This window comes from Paenibacillus sp. FSL P2-0173, from assembly GCF_038008045.1.
GTDB classification, from domain to species: Bacteria; Bacillota; Bacilli; order Paenibacillales; family Paenibacillaceae; genus Paenibacillus; species Paenibacillus polymyxa_B.
In genome coordinates this window covers 271,649-291,366 of the sequence record NZ_JBBOYK010000001.1, presented here as the reverse complement: position 1 = coordinate 291,366, position 19,718 = coordinate 271,649, and the positions used below count along the sequence as shown (strand labels likewise).

Sequence of the window (19,718 nt, the reverse complement as noted above, 5' to 3'; positions counted from 1 at the left end):
TATAAAAGGGAGTAATTATTATGAGCGCAAAAACGATAAATGGACTCGTGTTTGATCAGGATTTAATTCAACTGCACGCACGTTACGATTCGAGGGAAGAGCTTATCAAAAGCTTTGGAAAAAAGATAGAAGAGAAAAATTATGCCAAAAAAGGATATACAGAATCTTTGCTTCAACGTGAAATCGAATATCCGACCGGAATCAACATGGGGACAATTGGAATAGCAATTCCACATACAAATAAAGAATTCGTTAACGAAACTGCTATTGCCGTTGCAGTTTTAGATAATAGCATAGAGTTCGAGGATATGGGGGGATCTGATGTAACTGTCAACGCAGAAATTGTAATGGTACTTGTAGTAAAAAATCCTAAGATGCACATCTCATTTTTAAAGAACTTAACAAGTTTGTTTCAAGAAGAAAAATTCGTTAAACGTTTTCAAAATGCAACTAATCCTGCCGAGATCGAGGAAATACTCTTGAAGTTGCTTTAATAGAGACACATAAAATAATGTTGTAAAATTAATTAAATTGGTTGATGGGACCGGATATGAAATTGCGACATATAACAATGATGGAAAACTGGATTTACAGCCAAATACAGATTATCATCTCAAAGTAGAAGCGCAAGGCAATATCACTAAGGTTTATTTGAACAATAAATTAGTTATCGACACAAAAGATCAAACTTATAAAGAAGGATACTTTGGTCTCAATGTATGGAATACAACGGCTTTTTTTAATGATGTTAAAGTGAAACTAAAACATAAAGATGAATGATTAAGAAAAGTTAAATAATGATATTTGTATCTCTATGGATTTAGTTTGTGTCGCCGCACAGCGACACAAACTTTTTTTAATTATTTGATCCATTTTCAGAGACAGAATACTTAATCCTGTTTGGTTCAATGTACATCGACACAAAGTTTCCAATCAAAACTACCTTATAAAATCCAAGCTTAAGCAGGAAATTTGCAGAAACGGTTATGATTGAAGACGATACCTTCTATATATGGGGTGAAGAATGCATTGTAAGCAAAATATCAAGTGAGAAAGGCATAAAGTTGGAAGAGCAATTTTTGTTTGTATTTAATCGAATTGAACAAACCAAACATAACTTAATGATGGGGGCATTATCAATGAATAAGGAAGATGAGAAATTACTGCAATATTATCTGGAACTCAAAGGTCCGAATGCGGGGGAATGGAACTCTTCTCCACAGTGCCTTCACACACAGTTGGTGACAAGAGATTACGTAAGAAGACATTCGATATTTTTGATGAAATCCAAGTATGTAATGTTGGTATCGGAACTGGAGATTGGGACGATTACCTTGGATATTGGCTTAAGGGAAGAGGTGGTTTAACCAGCATTGATATTGACGAAAGTATTTGCGAGATATTTGAGTATAGACAACAGAGGGAGCAGCATCCGAATCCATCAAAAGTTTTATGCAGGAGCATATTCGATTCCGATTTGCCTCAAGAAGCCTTTGATATTGTAACCCTAATTGGGTCCGCTATTAATGAAACAGGGGACTTCAAAAAATGCTTAGATTCGTGTTTTAGTTTAATCAAGCATGGGGGATATTTGATGTTTATGGCAAGTTTAAAATATACACCCGTTGAAATGTTAGAGGAATACATAAGTAATACTAAGTATCATATTGTGCAAAAAACTGTATACGAAGTGTTCCTTGAATATCCGTTTTTCATCAGCAAAATCAGAAAATAATCAGGCTAAGTGTAAATTGACTTACTGTAACCACTCTATTTGTATAGGCTTGGTTGCACAATCTTTGGTACTTCGCGAATAATTTTTTCTTTTATTTGCGATATAAAAGTTTTCATTTGTAAAGTGATTATTTATATTCTTACCTTCAGTCAGTCATTTTCGTTGAAAGTTCTTTACCTCGGTTGGTGACGGTAAAGAACTTGCCAACGAGATCTGAAGGGGTTACCTATGAGAGCGATACCTTGCCCCGCTCCGATGCAGTTCGGCATATTTCTGCGTGTTTGTCCCATATAATTTCCACCTTAGGCTTAGATTTTGTTCAATCAAGAATGAGGGTTGACACCTATATCGGGAACAAATATAATAAGGCTAATCAAAACACATGAACAGTTGATCATATGTTTATATAAATTCAATTCGTTTCTTTCAAACTGTATAGAGAGGGAATGAAAAGTCGATCGAAACAGTGGAAAGGTATTATGACAAACCATTCAATTAGTTTAAGGAGAGGATAACGGTGTCCGTAAACAATCATGGTCATGACCATGGACATAACCATAAGCATGTACATACCAACAATAAAAAAGTACTCCTGATTTCATTCATCATTATTACGGTGTATATGATTATCGAAGCGGTTGGAGGTGTGATTACCAACAGTTTGGCTCTGCTTTCCGATGCGGGTCATATGTTGTCCGATTCCATCGCTTTAGGGGTGGCTTTGCTTGCATTCACATTTGGCTCCAAAGCTGTAAACACAGGGAAAACATACGGCTACAGGAGATTTGAAATTTTAGCTGCAGCCCTTAACGGTGTTACGTTGATCGGCATTTCACTTTACATTTTTTACGAGGCGATTGAGCGGTTTATGAATCCTCCGGAAGTAGCCACATTTGGCATGTTGATTATCAGTACCATCGGATTGCTTATAAATCTGTTGGTTGCGTGGATTATGATGCGTGGAAGTGACACCAAGGAAAACCTGAATATGCGCAGTGCCTATTTGCACGTACTCAGTGATATGCTGGGGTCAGTTGGCGCCATTGCCGCAGCTCTTATGATGATGTTTTTTGGCTTGGGCTGGGCAGATCCGCTTGCTAGTGTCGTTGTCGCGGGACTTGTTTTACGTAGCGGTTACTTTGTCACAAAATCGTCCTTGCATGTTTTGATGGAAGGGACGCCCGAAAATGTTGATATGAACGAAATTGTCAATTCGATCCGAAGGATAGATGGTGTTAAGGGAGTCCATGATGTACACATTTGGTCCATTACAAGCAGCATGAACGCTCTTACTGCTCATGTTGTCGTTAACGGAGAAAAATCGATCTATGAAACCGAAGTGATTCTAAAAAAAATCAAACACATGCTGGAACACAAAGAAATCTGGCACGTGACCTTACAAGTTATGTCGTCCGAACGGCATGCTCACGATAGCTCGATTTTATGTACCGTCAAAGCCGATGTGACGGATGCGCATGCTCATCATCACCATCACCATTGATGGACACGGAATCGTCAACATCAACCGCTGTAGACGAAATGAATTTATTCCCCCACAAGCGGCCTCTCCACTCCATAGTGTGATGAGGCTGTTCTGCTACTTATGGAAACAAAGTCAATCAAATTAAGATGACTTGTATAATGAGTTTTTAATAAAAGGTGTCTGGCCTACATTCAAGTTCGGAACTAATTCTTACTAAAATAGTATCTCAGTGTAATAGAAAAAGTACTTTTATCTAACTGGAATGTTATAAAAACTCAGTCTCAAAGGATGTTATAACCCATACTACTGCGAGTATTACGGCAGGCCAGTAAACAAGCTGGAGCTGCTGTTTCGCTTGCTGTTTTTGCAGATCCTATACAATCTCTTGGATAACCGAATGATTTAGGAAGCCAAAGTGAATCTGGCTTACAAGTGGTTCATCGGATTAATCCGGAGGATCCGCTGACAGATCGAGTTTGACCTTAGAGATACGTTCAAGAAATGGATCAAGCGCAGGCCGATCATTCAACACAAAAACGTGGAGGTGAAGAGATTCGGTATGGATACAGCCCCAGGTACTAGGGTCTCTTTCGTATGTGATTACAATCCTACCTCACCAAGTTCGTTGTAAACGCGAAACGGAGGTGAAGCTAATAGAGTAAAAGCAGTCCATCTTCGGGTAGAGGATGGGCTACTTTTTTCGTCTCATCGTATCCATTTTTCCTGTCTGAGCTTTCATAACTATATAAGCGAGGGTTTGCAGGAATCTCCTAATTCGGGGCTGTTTTTACGTTATTGATGGTAGGTGAAATGGTGAACCGTTTTTGGGGGAGTGTTGCCCTCATTCAAATCTCTTTCTGCTATTTGGAAGCTACATCCATCGATACTCAGGAAAAGTTTGTCTTTAGCTTTCAGGGATATTTAGATAATTAACAAGCCTGTTTTTTATTGTATTTGTTAAGCTGGGATGAAAAAGTGTCCATCAGTTTTTTCATATACGGGTATAATGATGACGAAAATGAAAAGGGAGGAGATTAAGATTAATTATAAAGATATATATAATTTACATATTCAGCTTCTTGATATATATGAGAGGAACTAACAGGATCGCCATCCTTATCAAAAGGATATTAATTTTTATAAACGACAGCTCAACTTTTTTTGTGAAAATATTGTACAAAAGATTTTTGTTTTAAACCAACTAATAAAAATTTATGAGAAGAATAGAGAGCCTAAAATTAAGTGGTGCTCAGAGACTTATTATTCAAAACAACATGAGGATATTGAAAAAGTAACAGATTGAAAGATGTTAAGACCAGTGGGTGGTTTCATTTCAGCGTAATTGAAATATCGTTCTACATGAATAAATAGACATGCCAAAGCGAAATATTCAAGAAAAGCAAAATCACAGATGAGTTCCCAGTTTGGGATTTGATTCTGTGATTTATCTTATTTCACGAGCGGAAAAATGTTTAAATTGGAGGCTATTACAAAGAAAATATAACGAAAATTACCGCTAGAAGCAGGCTAAATTGCTGCTCAAGAGCCTGTTTCTACAAGTAGTCACCATAGTTTAGACCTGCAGGAGAAGTTAACCTCGTATGCAAAAGATTAAATCAGATCTACAACAATACAGAAACAACCTCTCGCCAGTATTGCTAAGTAAAAAGGGACGAAGCGGGCTATCGTAAAGCTTAGCAATAAATCCAATTACTAACTCGGGTATCGTTTCTTTGTCCTCTGAGAAATGAATACGAACCCATTTCTCAGAATCCAGGCGAAGATTAGGGAGTTTGATCACTTCATCTGGATCCTAAAAGTCTGGGTATACCAGATAAACCAAAGCCAGTAGCTCCGTTTTCCTTGGCTGTGGAATAGGGCGGTTATTATCTTTTTTTCCATATGGGCTTTATTTAATCTTGGCAGCAATATGGTGTGGATTACTTGAGTTTGAAGACACGCCCTAGTTAATTAAAATCTTAAATAAGTTGAATCTTTAGCCGTTGATATAAATCAAAAGGTCTTCGGATTTTTGGTTTAAGAACAAAATAGACTTAGTAGTTTAAACGGGAAAGTAATACAGGTGCTGTAAATTGAACTTAAGTTCTATTCTGAGATATAAAGATTAGATATAAAAACGTTGACTAAATTCAATTTCAAAAGTATAATTCAATTAATCTATTGAATAATTGATAAATTAATTGAGGAGGATTTTATTTATGGGAGCAGTATCTTTAACAAAACAGAATTTTGAATCGAACATTAAAACCGGAGTGACACTAGTCGATTTTTGGGCACCGTGGTGTCCACCTTGTCAAGTGCAACTTCCAATCGTGAACGAGCTAGCTGATGATTTAGCCGGACAAGCAACAATAGCCAAAGTCAACGTTGATGAGGAAATCGAATTGGCTTCACAATTTGGAGTTAGAAGTATTCCAACGCTACTCTTATTTAAAGATGGTAAACTGGCTGAAACAATGGTGGGGATCGAGCAAAAGCAAGCTCTTAGAGAAAAAATTCTAGGATTGCTTAATTAACAGAGTATTCAACAAATCCATTTTTGTAATAATCATTGAAATACATGTGAAGAGAGCGACGGATTTGGATTTTTCTGAACCGTCGTTTTTTTCAATTTATTAAGTGAATTTTTGAGTTAGAATCAAAATGAACTAAAAGTAAATGTTGGATTGCTATTTTATACTTGGACATACTAGTGAGTAATTCGAATGCAGGAAGGCATAACCCGAAAATCCAAGGTATTGCAACAAAGAGGAGGTTCCAAATGGAAAGTAGATGTCCTGAATCGGATATTAAAGAACGTTTATATCAGCAATTTGCTCGAATTGGGAAATGTTTATCCAGTGACAAAAGACTTGAGATTATGGATCTCTTATCAAACGGACCAAAATCTGTTGAAAGTTTGGCTACACAAACTGGTATGAGTGTTGCGAATGTATCCCGTCACTTACAAATTTTGCTGGAAGCAAAATTGGTTAGATTTCAAAAAAAAGGTACTTTCGTTATATATAATATTAGTGATTTATCTGTAACTCATTTTTTGTCCTCTTTATGGAATTTGTGTGAGGACAGACTCTCTGACATAAAACAGATTAAAGATGAGTTGAAAAGGCAATATGTAGGTGTTCAAAGTATCACAAAAAAAGAACTATTGGCAAAAATGAAGCAGGATAACATGGTTCTCATAGATCTCCGACCAGTTGAGGAGTATAACACATCTCATATCCCAGGTGCTATATCTGTACCTTTAGAGCAGTTGGAAGAATACCTAAAAACATTAAATAAAGCTGATGTAGAACTTGCTGCATACTGTCGGGGCCCTTATTGTTCTCTTGCATCTCAAGCTGTTGATTTTATTCAAAAACAGGGCTTCACAGCGTATCGAATAGAAGAAGGAGCCCGAGAGTGGAATGCTTACGATGGAGAATGAGGAATGAAATTTAAATAAAAGATGCAAGTGAAAAATATAGTGCTTTTAACATTTAAAGTTGGATTTAGAGAGTTGATAAAACTGAAATTTAATCATTAAATTCAACTGTTCTATTGATTTTAATGATTCGACTTAATATGACAGAACAGAATAGATACAGGATAATTTACTGGCTAACTCAACATTTTCGCTTCCTTGCGGTGTAAGATGTTATCTTTATAATCAAACAAAATCAGGTGCCTGTTTATATTAAATGGATTGACATTAAGAGATAGTTCCGATTTTGAAAAATAGCATTTCAGGAATCCACAATGTCTTCCTAGGGCGATTGCCGTTTGTTTGGGGAAAAGATTTGTCTCCAAAAGATAGCGTAATTATATTGACCGATTAATATTTTAAAGGAAAAAAAGCGGCACGTATTTTACCAAAACAGGGATTTCATGATTTGTATTTATTAGTTATTAGTAGATCCAGTTTCTCAATTAATTGAATGGAGTCAGAAAAGTAAATTAGAACAAAACTGCATTGAATAATATTGGATCTGGAGCCATTCAGTTCCGAATAACATACAGTAAGGCGGGAGATTAATGATAAATGTCCAAGAAATAACTTCAGTGAATGAAATAGATACGTTTATCCAAAATAACCGATTAAGTATGCTATATGTATCTCAAGAGGATTGTAATGTATGTCATGCAATTTATCCCAAACTAAAAGAATTACTCAACAACTATCCAGAAATAAAACTTGCGCATATAGATGCTAGTCAGGTAGAGGCGGTTGCAGGCAAATTATTGATTTTTACAGTTCCCACGATCATCTTATTTTTTGATCAAAAGGAATATCTTCGTGAAGGACGGTTTGTTCAGTTTGAACAATTAGAAGCACGATTAGAACAGTTGTACAATGCGGTATAAATTCTAAGGTAATATCAACATGAAAATAAAACTATTTAATACGATGGAGAAAAGAATGAAGAACCCCGTGATTATTATTGGTGCTGGCTTAAGTGACCTGCGAGCACTGCTATATCCGAAGATCGTATTCCACTTCAAAATTTTCCGCATTACGGACCTATACCTGCATCTGGGGAATGGAAAAATAAATTGCCTTTGCTGGAACAGAAGCAAGTGCAGAATTTGGTGACATCTTGAAGGTGCACTTCAGTCAGCTGAACTAGTAGTCTCAAAAATCATCAATCAGATAACAAAAATACAAAACTTACAAGAAGTTGCAACGAATCTATTCATCCGTAATGAAAATAATCAATTCAAATATACAATTAATTAATTGAATATTTGACCTGTTTAAACTATACTAATGGAGTACCACTATTTTAAAACTAAGGAGGTTTATTCATGAAGAAAATGAAAGCCATGCAAATTCCAGCTGCAGGAGAAAAAATGCAGTTAGTTGAGGTACCGGTTCCGCAGCCGGCAGAAGGGCAAGTATTGCTCCGCGTTGAAGCTTGCGGCGTATGTAATGGAGATTCAATGGCCATGGGCGGTGCGGCGTCAGCATATCCCCGCATTCCTGGACATGAAGTGATAGGAATCGTTGATGAGCTTGGATCAGGCTCGTCAAAATGGAAAATTGGAGAACGTGTCGGCATTGGATGGCATGGGGGACATAGCCATGTGACCGGATTAACAATGGACGGTGGATATGCTGAATACATGGTTGCTTATGAGGATAGTTTGTCCAGTATTCCAAATGAAATTTCGGCAATGGAAGCTGCTCCACTAATGTGTGCTGGAGAAACGACCTTTAGTGCCATCAAAAATAGTAAAGCTCGCCCTGGTGATCTTGTAGCGATTCAGGGGATTGGTGGACTGGGACATCTTGCCGTGCAGTTTGCAAGCAAAGCCGGATATCGCACCGTGGCTATTTCACGAGGAAATGATAAAGAAGCTCTCGTACGTGAACTTGGAGCCCATCACTACATTGATTCGGCCAAAGAAGATCCGGCTGAGGCATTACAAACATTAGGCGGTGCTAAAGTCATCCTGGCAACTGCACCTAACGCGAAGGCCGTTTCCTCTCTGATCAACGGGTTGGGTCAAGACAGCGAGCTCATCATTGTGGCAACTTCCACTGATCCACTAGAATTGTCAGCGATGGACTTTTTGAAAGGATCTAACACGGTCAAAGGTACGTTAACAGGCGGAGCGGAAGAAATCCAAGCGACGATTAATTTCAGTGTGCTGACGGATATTCGCCCCATGATTGAGTCATATCCATTAGATCGTGCTAGCGAAGCATACGATAAAATGATGTCAGCATCGACTCGATTCCGTGCTGTCCTGAATATTTCTGAGTGATGATATAATTACATGGGTGGGTAGCCTACGACTCACGGGTTAATAGAACCACTTGTTCAATTTGGACAAGTGGTTTTTTTAATGTACTGTAGGATTTACCATATGCCAGTAATACTAAAGATACTGCGTTATGTCGAACTTCGCTCAACTAACTTGTATGTTAAAGTGTTTAGCCTGGTTTTGGTGTTATTCAACTTATTTTGCAAAATAAGAAATGCATTCTCAGCTTGCTGGTCGATAGGATAGTCAATCGTTGTCAAATCGAGCAAGTGAGCCATCTCTGTATTATCGAAGCCCATAATCCCCAAATCTCCCGGAATGGAAAATCCCAATCGACGCAGGGCTGTCATAAGACCAGCTGCCACTTCATCATTGGCACAAAAAATAGCATCAGGTCGGTCTTCCTGCGATACCCACCATTTAGCAAGCTCCTCCCCATCACGAACTAAAGTTTTATCTTCGAAATGAGGAAATGGATACGCCATGAGATTGTGTTTCTTAACGAATTCTGTATGGGCACGAATGCGTTCCTTTGTATTCAGTCCTTTGGACATCGGATATATGCTAAGTATTTTTCGGTAACCTTTGGAATGAAGATATTCAAGACCTGTCGAATAGGCATGAAATTGATCCATAAAGACAGAAGGAAGATTCTCGTTTTGAAGACGTTGCCATATAACAATGGGGCCATACCGGGCATAGGATTCAATGACATCCCATTCATTGGACCGTATCAAACACACGATAGCATCTAATTGCTTCCGTTTTAGCATTTCCAGGGCAATAAGCTCCTTTTCAGGTTCTCCATTCGTGATAAAAAGAGTGACGATAAATCCGTTTTTCTCAGCAAAAAGAGTGAATGCACGAACAAAATTAATAATAATGGGACTAAAGGAGACCGTCATTATTCCAATCTGACGAGTTTTACCTTTTTTTAGAGAGATCGCATTAGCATTGGGGACATAATCAAGCTCCTCGATAATTTCTAAAACTTTTTGTCTGGTTAAATCACTTACGTAGCCGTGTTTATTAATTACTCGTGATACAGTTGCTGTGGATACTCCCGCTAAGCGAGCAATTTCTTGAATATTCGCCACTTCTAACCACCTCTTAAGAGAAATCATATCATGTTTCCTAAGTTTGTCTTAACTAAAAAGGACTTCAGAGCCTAATAATATTGGCCTTGAAGTCTTTTAGTTAAGAATTGGAGAAATTAATTGTTATTCGTCTGTTCTTAGAAGTCAGCTTAATGTAACTGAAAATGTTCTTGCCACTCATTCAAGCCCTCTTCCATGCGAAAAGCCGTAAAGCCTTCAGATTGTAATTTCTGCGTCGCCAGAGCTGAGTAGACACACAGTGGACCTCTACAATATGCGATGATTTCTGTGTTTTTCGGTATCTCTCTTATTAGTGCATCTAATTCTTCCATCGGCACTGAAATTGCTCCCGCAATATGATCCATGTCATACTCTTCTTTAGGACGTAAATCCACCAAAATTATTGAATCATTATTAATCTTCTCCCTAACCTCATCCATCGTAAGCGTTTGAACGTCATCAAGATTGTTTAGGAAATCGTCTTTCATTCTACTAATGTCAGGAAGTTGTTTTTCACTGATTCGCCATAAAGAGGAAAGAAATTCGATGATTTCTGGATCAGCCAAAGAATAGATCACATATACTCCTTTTTTTGTGAATTTAACCAGTTTTGCATCGAGCAGAACTTGAAGGTGGCGAGATACATTCGCAATATTCATGTCTGTGCAGGTGGCTATTTTTTCTACGGTTCTAGAACCATTGGATAGCACATTTAAGATCTCAAGACGCTTATCACTGGATAAACATTTTCCGATTCTAGCCAATTGTTTATAGAGATCTTCCTTAAAGATTTTCGCAGAGTTCAGCATATCTTCCATTATTCTCAACCTCTATTCTTGTCGTATTATAAAACGGGAATCCCCAATTCCAATCATGCATAGGAGAAGCCTTAGAATACACCTTAAACTATAATCCATAACTGAAGAATCATAATGAGGAAATTATATACTCAAAAATTGACTTTACTCATGAAATCGGCTCTTGTTCATTCAATTGAATATTAAAATTTTAACATGAACAACCCGAGTGGAGTCAAGTCAAAAGGATATAACTTGATAAAATTTATAAGAATACCCTATTTAGAAAGTTAAAAAGAAAGCCTTAAATTCTGGTTTACTCCAACATACAACGCATATGAAACATAAACTCTCACAAAAAAAGTTGACACTGCCATTGCGCTCTGTCAGCTTTTTTCATTATGCAAAGATTAGTCAAACATCCGCCCCTAAATATATTTCTACAATGTGTGTCTCATTCGTAGTCATTTTCCATCCTTGTATTGACGAGCAGATTCCCTAATGCTATAATTCAATTAATCAATTGAATATTAAAAAATATGGTTATAAACAACTGTAAAAAATATCGAATTTGGAGGGATGAATATGTATAAATCTGTAATTGTCGGAACTGGTCCAGCAGGACTGACCGCAGCGATCTACCTGGCTCGTGCTAATATGAATCCGCTCGTCATTGAAGGACTTGAACCAGGAGGACAGCTTACAACAACAACTGAAATTGAGAATTATCCTGGATTTCCAGAAGGCATCATGGGCCCCGAATTAATGGATAATATGCGTAAACAAGCGGAACGCTTCGGGGCTACATTTCTTAATGGTTGGGTAAAGACGGTAGATTTGGAAAAACGGCCGTTTAAACTGGAAGTGGAGGGCAAAGGTGAAATCATTACTGAGACTCTGATCATTTCAACCGGTGCCAGTGCGAAATATTTAGGAATACCAGGCGAAACAGAAAATGTAGGCCGGGGAGTTAGTACTTGTGCCACTTGTGATGGTTTTTTCTTTCGAAATAAGGAACTCATTGTAGTGGGTGGAGGCGATACTGCATTGGAAGAAGCAAACTTTCTAACACGATTCGCTTCCAAAGTTACTGTGGTGCATCGTCGAGAAGAACTGAGAGCCTCAAAAATTATGCAAGATCGCGCTCGTTCAAACCCAAAAATTGAGTGGGCTTTAAGCAGGACCCCACTTGAAGTTGTTGCGGAAGAGCGTGGAGTGACAGGATTGAAAGTCCGGAACCATATCTCAGGCGAAGAGGAAATCCTACATGCACATGGTGTATTTGTAGCCATCGGCCATCATCCGAATACGGACTTTTTAAATGGTCAAATTGAAACGGATAAGAACGGCTACATCGTTACAGTACCCGGCACATCGATGACAAATATTTCAGGTGTGTTTGCTTGTGGAGATGTACAGGATACTCGCTATCGTCAAGCTATTACTGCAGCAGGGACTGGAGCCATGGCGGCCATGGACAGTGAAAAGTTTATCGATTCTTTGGAAAATAATTAAAACGTCGTTAACCGAATAGAACGTTTTGAAGTTTCTCGGAGTCTAAGGATTTTAGTGACAAGTACAAGTAATGAAAATATGGAAAGGAGCATATTAAAATGCCGGATCAAAAAGTGAATATGAATACGGTTTGGTTCAAAGACGCGAAAGGTTTTGGTCGCATGAAAGGCGACAATTTACAAACACAAATTGCTATCCCTGTTCTTAAAGGGGGAAGTGGGGAAGGTGCTAATCCACAACAACTCCTGATGTCCTCTGCTATTGCTTGTTATTCTCTGACACTAGCGTACATGCTCGATCACAAGAAAGTACCCGTTGCCGGGTTCTTTATGGACACAGAAGGGAACATAGCTAGAGGGAACCAACTGAGCATTACACATCGTCCGCATGTTGTTTTATCCTCGGGTGCATCAAAAGAAGATATCACTGTGGTCGAAGCATTATTCCTACAAGCAGAAGAAAAATGCCACATTGGTCAGCTGCTTGTCAAAGCAGGTGTGCCGGTAGGTACCGAAGGTAAGGTATCGATTGATGCTGGAGATGATCTGACAAGTAACTATATTGAACAACATCAATTGGAATGGTAAACCATCCATTAAAAAAGGAGAAATTAAAATGAAAAAAGTTACCTCTAAATCAGAATTTGATACAGCTATTCGTTCCCCCAAAATTACAGTTGCTGTTTTTAAAGCAGACTGGTGCCCAGACTGCAAATTTATTGATCCATTCATGCCTGAAGTTGAAGAAAAATTTGCGAATGATCTGGATCTCATTGAGGTGGATGTAGATCATGTAGGCACTGTGAGTGAAGAACAAAATATTATGGGTATTCCAAGCTTTGTAGCCTATGTCGAAGGTAAAGAGCTTACTCGTTATGTCAACAAGCTTCGTAAATCACGCGAAGAGATTGAACATTTTCTGCAAAGTGCTGTTGAGGTATATAACAAACGTTCATAAGGGATTTTTCGCTATTTCGTATCAATATAGAAACTACTCGAAGAAGCCACGTTTACCTCAAAAAGCAATTTGGCATAAAGAACGGTACGACACCAACTTAGAAAGCCTCATTAAAAAATATGAACAAACGATCTCTAACTACATGGATAAACGTACAAATGGAAAAGAAACAAGAGGTTGGAGTCAATAAGTATCCTTCTTCTATAACCACATTTATTTTATTATCCTGAAGTGAGAAGAATGTTGCAGCAGCAAGGATTTAATTTCAAGTAATTTCATTGATGGAAGCCCAAATTACATGAAAATCAATCGCTTAAGTTAAACAAGCCCTAAGCTGAAGATGGAGCCGATTTTGGATATCTGCTCTAATGGAGGAGAGCTGTCCTATTTAACAGGCTTCTGTGGTGGTGTAGCCATAACTTGGTTCTCAGTTCATTTTATAAACGTTAGAACGAGAGTCTTTTTATATGCACTGTTAGGGATTAGATAAGTTGATTTAATTGTTGCTAATATACGAAGTCTACGTTATAGAATGACAATAATAAAACTTGGAGGTTTTTTTGTGACTAATTCTCAATCTGTTGAAGCTCTTTTTAAACCATTCGAAATGGGAAATCTCAAACTATCTAATCGTATTATATTGGCACCTATGACTCGAAATTTTTCTCCAAATGGAGTGCCAGGGGAGGATGTCGCTGCGTATTATCGTCGTAGAGCTGAAAATGGTGTTGGACTTATTTTGACAGAGGGTACGTTTATCAACCATCCTGATGTTGCATCCGAGGTGCCAGCATGGCAGGAGGACGTACCACACTTATACGGAGAAGAGGCGCTAAACGGTTGGTCAAAAGTAGTTGATGGAGTACACGAGGCCGGTGGGAAAATTTTCTCTCAAATGTGGCATATGGGTGCACGAGGCAACGTTAATGATTACTCAAAACAAGAAATTTCGGAATTGGTTGAAGCTTTCGTACAGGCAGCAGTCAATGCTAAAAAAGTTGGTTTTGATGGCATCGAGATTATGGCAGCCCATGGATTTTTAATCGATCAGTTCTTCTGGGAAAAAACAAATTCGCGTAACGATGAATACGGTGGCGACATTGTCAAACGTGCACGCTTTGCTAGTGAGGTTATCGCAGCTTGCCGACGTGCTGTTGGACCAGAATTTCCAATCGTGTTGCGAATCTCACAATGGAAATATGATGCCTATACAGCAAAATTAGTTGAAACTCCAGAACAACTAAAACGTTTCTTAACGCCATTAGTTGATGCAGGCGTTGACATCTTTCATGCCTCTCTTCGTCGCTTTTGGGAACCAGCTTTTGAAGGATCTGACTTGAATCTTTCAGGATGGATAAAAAAACTGACAGGGAAACCAACAATTACAGTTGGATCTGTCGGTCTTGACGCTGATTTTTTGGATTTCTTTGCTACCGGGGAAGAGGCTAATGGCAAAGCCAACAAGATGGGCGATTTAATCGAGAGATTGGAACGTGAAGAATTCGATTTGGTCGCAGTCGGGCGCGCATTATTGGCTGACCCTGACTGGGTAAACAAAATCCGCGATGGACGAACAGAAGAATTACTTCCGTTTACGCGTGAGGCAATCGAAACATTGTATTAAACGGGAGTATGAAAAATAACGAAGAACCTATATCGATTTGAAATGCACCCCCTAGAATATATTAGATAAACCCTGGGTTTAACCAATGTATTCTAAGGGTTCATTTTTTTATGGCTATTCGCATGCATATTTTGGAAGGTTGGATATAAAAGATTCATTAAATATCTGGATATTCATGGCTTCCAAGGTGTCCCCCTCTTCTCATAAAAAGAACTTGACTTAAATGCCTATGCATTCTATAATTCAATTAATCAATTGAATAATGTCTTCTTGTTTTCGTTTAAAAGGAGGCATTTAATGAGAGAAACTTGTTGATTCAATCGTAGGATCTATGAAAAAGCGTAAGCAAGGAAAAAATTCTGAGCGTGATGAATAAAAGCTCAGCGTACACTAAAATTTCTAATGAATAGAGGGGTTTTTTATGAGTCATCAAGACAGTTTGTTTAAAAAATCGAATTTTAAACGTATTGGAGAATTTAACTCGGTTTCTCCAGAGATATTCAAGGCGTTTGTAGCCTTTGAAAAGTTAGCATTGGCTGAAGGTAAACTTACAGCAAAATACAAGGAACTAATTGCAATTGCTATAGCCCACACCACGGGATGCCCTTATTGCATTGAGGTTCATGTAAAACAAGCTAAGAAACATGGTGTTTCAAAAGAGGAAATGGCAGAAGCTATAATGGTTGCCACCGCGCTCAAGGCAGGTTCGGCGATGGCTCATGGCGTTAATGCTTTAAATGCGTATGATGGTACCGATGACGACGAGTTATACCGTGCATCTTATATTAATAGACTACGGGAGTTTACCCAATTAAGTGATTCGTTCAAATCCTTTGCTTCTTTTGATCAGCAAGCGTTGAAAGCCAGCATACTCAGTACCAAGGAAAAAGAATTGATTGCGGTTGCGGTTGCCCATACCACTGGGTGTCCATATTGCATTGATATTCATACGAAAGCAGCCAAAAAAGCCGGAGCAAACAAAGAAGAACTGGCTGAGTCGATTATGGTAGCTACTGCTTTAAAAGCTGGTTCCGCTCTTGCTCATGGAGTAAATGCACTGGTTGCATTTGACGAATAACTAAAACTGAGAAGGGGTAGAAACATGAAAATTGAAATCTGGTCTGACATTGCATGTCCATTCTGCTATATTGGTAAACAAAATCTGGAGCGAGCCTTAGATGGATTACCGTATAAAGATGAAATAAGTATTGAATACAAAAGCTTTGAACTTGATCCGGGAGCTTCTTCGTATGATGGAACAAGTTTTGTAGAAAAATTAACCCCTAAATTTGGCGGAAGAGAACAAGCAAAAGAATTTCTTAGCCACTTAACTCAACAAGCCAAGAACGTGGGATTATCTTTTCAATTAGATAGTCTTAAACCCACCAATACACTGGATGCTCATCGTTTATTAAAATGGGCAAAAACGAATGGCAAAGAAACAACGTTGAATGAAAAATTACTTATTGCACATTTCACTGAATCAAGGGATGTAGGAGATTATGATACACTGGCCGATATTGCAGAAGCGGTTGGATTAAACAGAAAAGAAGCCCTCGGAGTATTGAAAAATAAGGATCTCTATAAAGATCAAGTACGAAAAGATCAAGATGAAGCTAGTCGAGTTGGGATTAGCGGGGTACCGTTCTTTATATTCAACCAAAAATATGCAGTCTCAGGGGCACAGCCGACAGAATCTTTTTCTCAAGTGTTGGAGAAAGTTTGGGAAGAAGAGCATCCGGCAGCTAAGTTTGAAATTCTTTCTGATGAAACCTCCAGTGAAGGACTATGTACTGATGAAGGATGTGCGATCCCGCCTAAAAAGTCATAAAGGACCAGCGAGGATTCAATTAAGATTGGTCTATGAAAAATATAAAATAGAGGAGTCCTAAATATGAGTAAAATGAACGGTGTAGATGTGAATATGCTCGGAAGCTTGGCAGAAAAATATAAGGAAAATCCCGAGGATGCGATTACAAGTTTTGCTTCTACAGTAAAATGGAAAGATGGGTTTTACTCGGAGGCCGAGGTTGGGGACTATAAGCCGGTACCCATTGATGAACCAGAGTGGCTATCCGGAACTGGAAAAGGGCCTAATCCCGTTGAGCTTTTGTTAAGTGCACTTGGCGCTTGTGTAGGTGTTGGATTCATTGCAACAGCTAGTGGTATGGGGATTAAAGTAAATTCGTTGGACGTTGATGTTACTGGCGAAATAGATCTGAACGTTTTCTTTGGCTTAAAAGAGGGGAATTCTGGCTTTGATGAAATAAACGTTCGTTTCAATGTGGACAGTGACGCAGATGAAGCGCAGGTTGAAAAGTTGATTGCAAAAGCCATAGAAATATCACCTGTGAGAAACACCATTGAAAGAAACGTTAAAGTGACTTCGATGTATACACTTCACAGTTAATACCATGTATACTTGATTGTTTTGCTAGAAAAGTAGACATTATGCGAGGAACACATAGCATAATGTCTACTTTTTTATAATTTTAGGATCAGGGTGCTTTCGTTTTCCCTTGTGGCTAAGGACATGTGTGCTCCCTTTTTTGCCAAACGCCCTACATACGTCAGTAGTTAGTATTTTAAAACAGCCGACAGGCCGATGTACGAACTATTCTACAGTGGGAGTGAAGAAAATAGATTTGCTGCTCCAGCAGCCGACTTGATCTAAGTAGAATGAAGGCAAGCAGTAAAGATGGGATAGGTCGTCTACACATTTTGCTTCATTCCCTTCTTTCTGATCACGAACACGATGGAGAGAAGTACCGGAACCAGAAAAAACAAAATGATTCCCATGTATTCGACCGCACCGCTAAGGCTAAACAAGTCCATCATACTAAGAGGAGTCATTGTGGAGATAAAGATAATCGGAATTAAGCCAAAAATCGCATAACGATATTTAAGACCGAATACCTGTGAGATTCCTAAGGATGCATTGAAGAAAAAACTGCAAAAATTACAAAACATTTGCATCATCCAGATCACCAGCAGCGGAAACTCCAGACGTTCAAAAAGAAATCCGGGGATTTCAAAACTGCGTATTAAATTAATGGTGGGCCAAGTACTTGTCACAGTGGAGTCCATCGATAACCCGCCGATCACCATAACTACGGTCAGAAAGTACAAAACCCAAGGGATACTGATCCCCACTACCATGGCCTTAAATGCTTTTTCAGGGTGCTGCAGAAAAGCGACTAGTGTCATGACGACTTCGCATCCAGCATAAACAAGAATAGTCGATTTTAGTCCCTTGATGATAGGTAAAATCCCGTCACTCAATACGGGACGAAGATGATCAATTTCAAATATCCTTAAACTAAAGACAAAACAGAAAAGCAGAAAAAAGAGACTAATCGGAAGTACAATCTGGTATAGCCGAGCGATGGAGTTAATACCTCCAAAAACCAAATAACTTCCTACCCAAATAAATGGAATCACAATCGCCCAGATGGGTGTGCCTTCAAGCAGATAAAACATCGTCACTTCAGCAAAAACCCGAATCTCGAGGCCAGCGATGATTAAAAAATATATAATCAATAATACACTTAAAAATCCTCCCGGGATGATGCCCACGATTTTTCTGGAGTATTGATACACGGTGTTTCCAGGAAACTGTTGACTTAATTTCACCATCAGCCAAACGACTAATATGACAATACATCCACCGATGAGGACAGAAAGCCATCCATCAGGAGTCTGTACCTTTTCAGTTACATTTCTCGGCAGTGTCAAAATCCCTGCCCCCAATACGGTATTGGTCAGGAATACAGCGGCCTGCTTCGTTGTGATCTTATCATCAGAGCGTGTAAATACCATAGCTCCTCCTTCGTCTTAGCATCATGGCTTACGTTTGCTTTGCTGCGTTTTCATCATAATAGGTCTTCTTTTCATCAGAGATATAGGAGCTTAGGAATACAAAAATTCCAGTTACTTATACTTTCCTGTTGTTCCTGTTAGGGTTGCTGATCTTTAAACATCAAAAATCTGCAATACCTGCTTGTTCATAATCTCTTTATCCTGCATACCTTCTATGAAGACAAACACGGACCGTGCATGAAATTTCTTCACCACAAACTCACGAAAATGCGCATCACTATTTTCACCTATAACCTCACGAATTGTCTTAAAGTCGGAATCATAATTCCCTGTAATTTTAGAGCTTGGCTCATGCTGTTGATTCGCGTGGCCTTCGTTATGTTCATCAGAGAACGAACGATGGTTAGGAATAATCAACGCGAGAGCGGCCTGAAATAATGTAACCCAGCTCGGAATATAAGAAATTATTTTAGACCACATGATAATCACCTCTAAACGATTCAATTCATTTCCCCATAAGATACAAGTTGTTCATAAAGTATTCCTTATAAAGGTTGTATTAACACATGAGTCGGAAAGATTCGCTCAATAAATAGAGCGTGTGATCATGAAATACATTGTTTCCAAATCAAATTATTGTAGCAGATAAGCAAAAGAGGTTACGAAGCGCTTTTCTGGTTGTGGAAGTGAGTCGGGTAGACGAAGTAGTGACCAGCTTCTAGATTGCCTGGATCATTGTCTAGAATGGAAATGATTAGGAATGTCACTTTGTTCGTTGAAAGAGCAGATTACTTACATAGGGCTTGTAATTAAACGTGAACGATTCTTAGCGAATGAAAGTGCTGATCCCTATGTCATTTTCCAAGATGATCAGGGCTTGCGTTTTATTGAAATTACCATCCTTTGGTGGAAACGATCGAAA

19 protein-coding genes and 1 pseudogene are annotated in these 19,718 nt (G+C 38.6%); 16 read left to right on the top strand and 4 right to left on the bottom strand.

Translation table 11 applies throughout. From position 1 onward, the window contains the following. Positions 1–20 precede the first annotated feature (20 nt). The 9 genes from MKX30_RS01085 to MKX30_RS01045 all read left to right on the top strand — a co-directional run bounded on the left by MKX30_RS01085 (position 21) and on the right by MKX30_RS01045 (position 8,987). Positions 21–494, top strand: coding sequence for a PTS sugar transporter subunit IIA (locus MKX30_RS01085; RefSeq protein ID WP_023988785.1), 474 nt, complete (start codon positions 21–23; stop codon positions 492–494). A gap of 37 nt (positions 495–531) precedes the next feature. Further along, complete coding sequence (locus MKX30_RS01080; RefSeq protein ID WP_028541584.1) at positions 532–780, top strand: DUF6250 domain-containing protein; 249 nt, start codon at positions 532–534, stop codon at positions 778–780. Between the two features lie 359 nt (positions 781–1,139). Further along, positions 1,140–1,367 (top strand): hypothetical protein, encoded by a 228-nt coding sequence (locus MKX30_RS01075; RefSeq protein WP_226887820.1) that lies wholly within the window; start codon positions 1,140–1,142, stop codon positions 1,365–1,367. Next, the gene (locus tag MKX30_RS01070) at positions 1,274–1,735 is read left to right on the top strand and encodes a class I SAM-dependent methyltransferase (RefSeq protein WP_231118765.1); all 462 of its coding nucleotides are present in this window, start codon (positions 1,274–1,276) and stop codon (positions 1,733–1,735) included. The genes MKX30_RS01075 and MKX30_RS01070 overlap by 94 nt, the downstream gene beginning before the upstream one ends. A gap of 517 nt (positions 1,736–2,252) precedes the next feature. After that, entirely contained in the window at positions 2,253–3,236 is a 984-nt protein-coding gene (locus MKX30_RS01065; RefSeq protein WP_341062336.1) for a cation diffusion facilitator family transporter, read from the top strand. A 2,201-nt stretch (positions 3,237–5,437) separates the two neighbouring features. Then, complete coding sequence (trxA, locus tag MKX30_RS01060) at positions 5,438–5,755, top strand: thioredoxin (protein WP_023988721.1); 318 nt, start codon at positions 5,438–5,440, stop codon at positions 5,753–5,755. Between the two features lie 245 nt (positions 5,756–6,000). Beyond that, positions 6,001–6,666, top strand: coding sequence for an ArsR/SmtB family transcription factor (locus tag MKX30_RS01055; protein ID WP_023988722.1), 666 nt, complete (start codon positions 6,001–6,003; stop codon positions 6,664–6,666). A 587-nt stretch (positions 6,667–7,253) separates the two neighbouring features. Then, positions 7,254–7,583 (top strand): thioredoxin family protein, encoded by a 330-nt coding sequence (locus MKX30_RS01050; protein WP_044647494.1) that lies wholly within the window; start codon positions 7,254–7,256, stop codon positions 7,581–7,583. Between the two features lie 441 nt (positions 7,584–8,024). Next, entirely contained in the window at positions 8,025–8,987 is a 963-nt protein-coding gene (locus MKX30_RS01045) for a zinc-binding dehydrogenase (protein WP_023988724.1), read from the top strand. 128 nt (positions 8,988–9,115) lie between these two features. Here the strand turns inward: MKX30_RS01045 and MKX30_RS01040 are convergent, their stop codons facing one another. Together MKX30_RS01040 and MKX30_RS01035 are read right to left on the bottom strand one after the other, a co-directional pair. Then, positions 9,116–10,084, bottom strand: coding sequence for a LacI family DNA-binding transcriptional regulator (locus tag MKX30_RS01040; RefSeq protein WP_023988725.1), 969 nt, complete (start codon positions 10,082–10,084; stop codon positions 9,116–9,118). A 149-nt stretch (positions 10,085–10,233) separates the two neighbouring features. After that, positions 10,234–10,902: an ArsR/SmtB family transcription factor gene (locus MKX30_RS01035; RefSeq protein WP_023988726.1), complete on the bottom strand. Its 669-nt coding sequence runs from the start codon at positions 10,900–10,902 to the stop codon at positions 10,234–10,236. Between the two features lie 564 nt (positions 10,903–11,466). Here MKX30_RS01035 and trxB point away from each other — a divergent pair. From trxB to MKX30_RS01000, 7 genes are all read left to right on the top strand, one after another. Then, positions 11,467–12,396 (top strand): thioredoxin-disulfide reductase, encoded by a 930-nt coding sequence (trxB, locus tag MKX30_RS01030; RefSeq protein ID WP_023988727.1) that lies wholly within the window; start codon positions 11,467–11,469, stop codon positions 12,394–12,396. 98 nt (positions 12,397–12,494) lie between these two features. Next, complete coding sequence (locus MKX30_RS01025; RefSeq protein WP_076265023.1) at positions 12,495–12,983, top strand: OsmC family protein; 489 nt, start codon at positions 12,495–12,497, stop codon at positions 12,981–12,983. A gap of 28 nt (positions 12,984–13,011) precedes the next feature. Continuing rightward, positions 13,012–13,353 carry a thioredoxin family protein gene (locus tag MKX30_RS01020; protein WP_023988729.1) on the top strand — a complete coding sequence of 114 codons (342 nt, stop codon included), beginning with the start codon at positions 13,012–13,014 and terminating at the stop codon, positions 13,351–13,353. A gap of 562 nt (positions 13,354–13,915) precedes the next feature. Then, positions 13,916–14,977, top strand: coding sequence for an NADH:flavin oxidoreductase (locus tag MKX30_RS01015; protein ID WP_023988730.1), 1,062 nt, complete (start codon positions 13,916–13,918; stop codon positions 14,975–14,977). 421 nt (positions 14,978–15,398) lie between these two features. After that, entirely contained in the window at positions 15,399–16,055 is a 657-nt protein-coding gene (locus tag MKX30_RS01010; protein WP_023988731.1) for a carboxymuconolactone decarboxylase family protein, read from the top strand. Positions 16,056–16,079: 24 nt separating this feature from the next. Continuing rightward, on the top strand, positions 16,080–16,808 hold the full coding sequence (locus tag MKX30_RS01005; RefSeq protein WP_341062334.1) for a DsbA family oxidoreductase: 729 nt from the start codon (positions 16,080–16,082) through the stop codon (positions 16,806–16,808). A 63-nt stretch (positions 16,809–16,871) separates the two neighbouring features. Further along, the gene (locus tag MKX30_RS01000) at positions 16,872–17,387 is read left to right on the top strand and encodes an OsmC family protein (RefSeq protein ID WP_023988733.1); all 516 of its coding nucleotides are present in this window, start codon (positions 16,872–16,874) and stop codon (positions 17,385–17,387) included. 302 nt (positions 17,388–17,689) lie between these two features. Here the strand turns inward: MKX30_RS01000 and MKX30_RS00995 are convergent, their stop codons facing one another. After that, entirely contained in the window at positions 17,690–18,796 is a 1,107-nt protein-coding gene (locus MKX30_RS00995; protein ID WP_023988734.1) for a GerAB/ArcD/ProY family transporter, read from the bottom strand. A gap of 143 nt (positions 18,797–18,939) precedes the next feature. Beyond that, positions 18,940–19,276 (bottom strand): annotated as a pseudogene (locus MKX30_RS00990) (spore germination protein); the annotation flags it as partial. Positions 19,277–19,718: the final 442 nt, after the last annotated feature.

Bases quoted from the DNA above. Each gene is read 5' to 3' on its own strand.
- MKX30_RS01085 (WP_023988785.1), top strand. From the start codon at position 21: ATGAGCGCAAAAACGATAAATGGACTCGTGTTTGATCAGGATTTAATT.
- MKX30_RS01075 (WP_226887820.1), top strand. From the start codon at position 1,140: ATGAATAAGGAAGATGAGAAATTACTGCAATATTATCTGGAACTCAAA.
- trxA (WP_023988721.1), top strand. From the start codon at position 5,438: ATGGGAGCAGTATCTTTAACAAAACAGAATTTTGAATCGAACATTAAA.
- MKX30_RS01055 (WP_023988722.1), top strand. From the start codon at position 6,001: ATGGAAAGTAGATGTCCTGAATCGGATATTAAAGAACGTTTATATCAG.
- MKX30_RS01050 (WP_044647494.1), top strand. From the start codon at position 7,254: ATGATAAATGTCCAAGAAATAACTTCAGTGAATGAAATAGATACGTTT.
- MKX30_RS01045 (WP_023988724.1), top strand. From the start codon at position 8,025: ATGAAGAAAATGAAAGCCATGCAAATTCCAGCTGCAGGAGAAAAAATG.
- MKX30_RS01035 (WP_023988726.1), bottom strand. From the start codon at position 10,902: ATGGAAGATATGCTGAACTCTGCGAAAATCTTTAAGGAAGATCTCTAT.
- trxB (WP_023988727.1), top strand. From the start codon at position 11,467: ATGTATAAATCTGTAATTGTCGGAACTGGTCCAGCAGGACTGACCGCA.
- MKX30_RS01025 (WP_076265023.1), top strand. From the start codon at position 12,495: ATGCCGGATCAAAAAGTGAATATGAATACGGTTTGGTTCAAAGACGCG.
- MKX30_RS01020 (WP_023988729.1), top strand. From the start codon at position 13,012: ATGAAAAAAGTTACCTCTAAATCAGAATTTGATACAGCTATTCGTTCC.
- MKX30_RS01010 (WP_023988731.1), top strand. From the start codon at position 15,399: ATGAGTCATCAAGACAGTTTGTTTAAAAAATCGAATTTTAAACGTATT.
- MKX30_RS01005 (WP_341062334.1), top strand. From the start codon at position 16,080: ATGAAAATTGAAATCTGGTCTGACATTGCATGTCCATTCTGCTATATT.
- MKX30_RS01000 (WP_023988733.1), top strand. From the start codon at position 16,872: ATGAGTAAAATGAACGGTGTAGATGTGAATATGCTCGGAAGCTTGGCA.
- MKX30_RS00995 (WP_023988734.1), bottom strand. From the start codon at position 18,796: ATGGTATTTACACGCTCTGATGATAAGATCACAACGAAGCAGGCCGCT.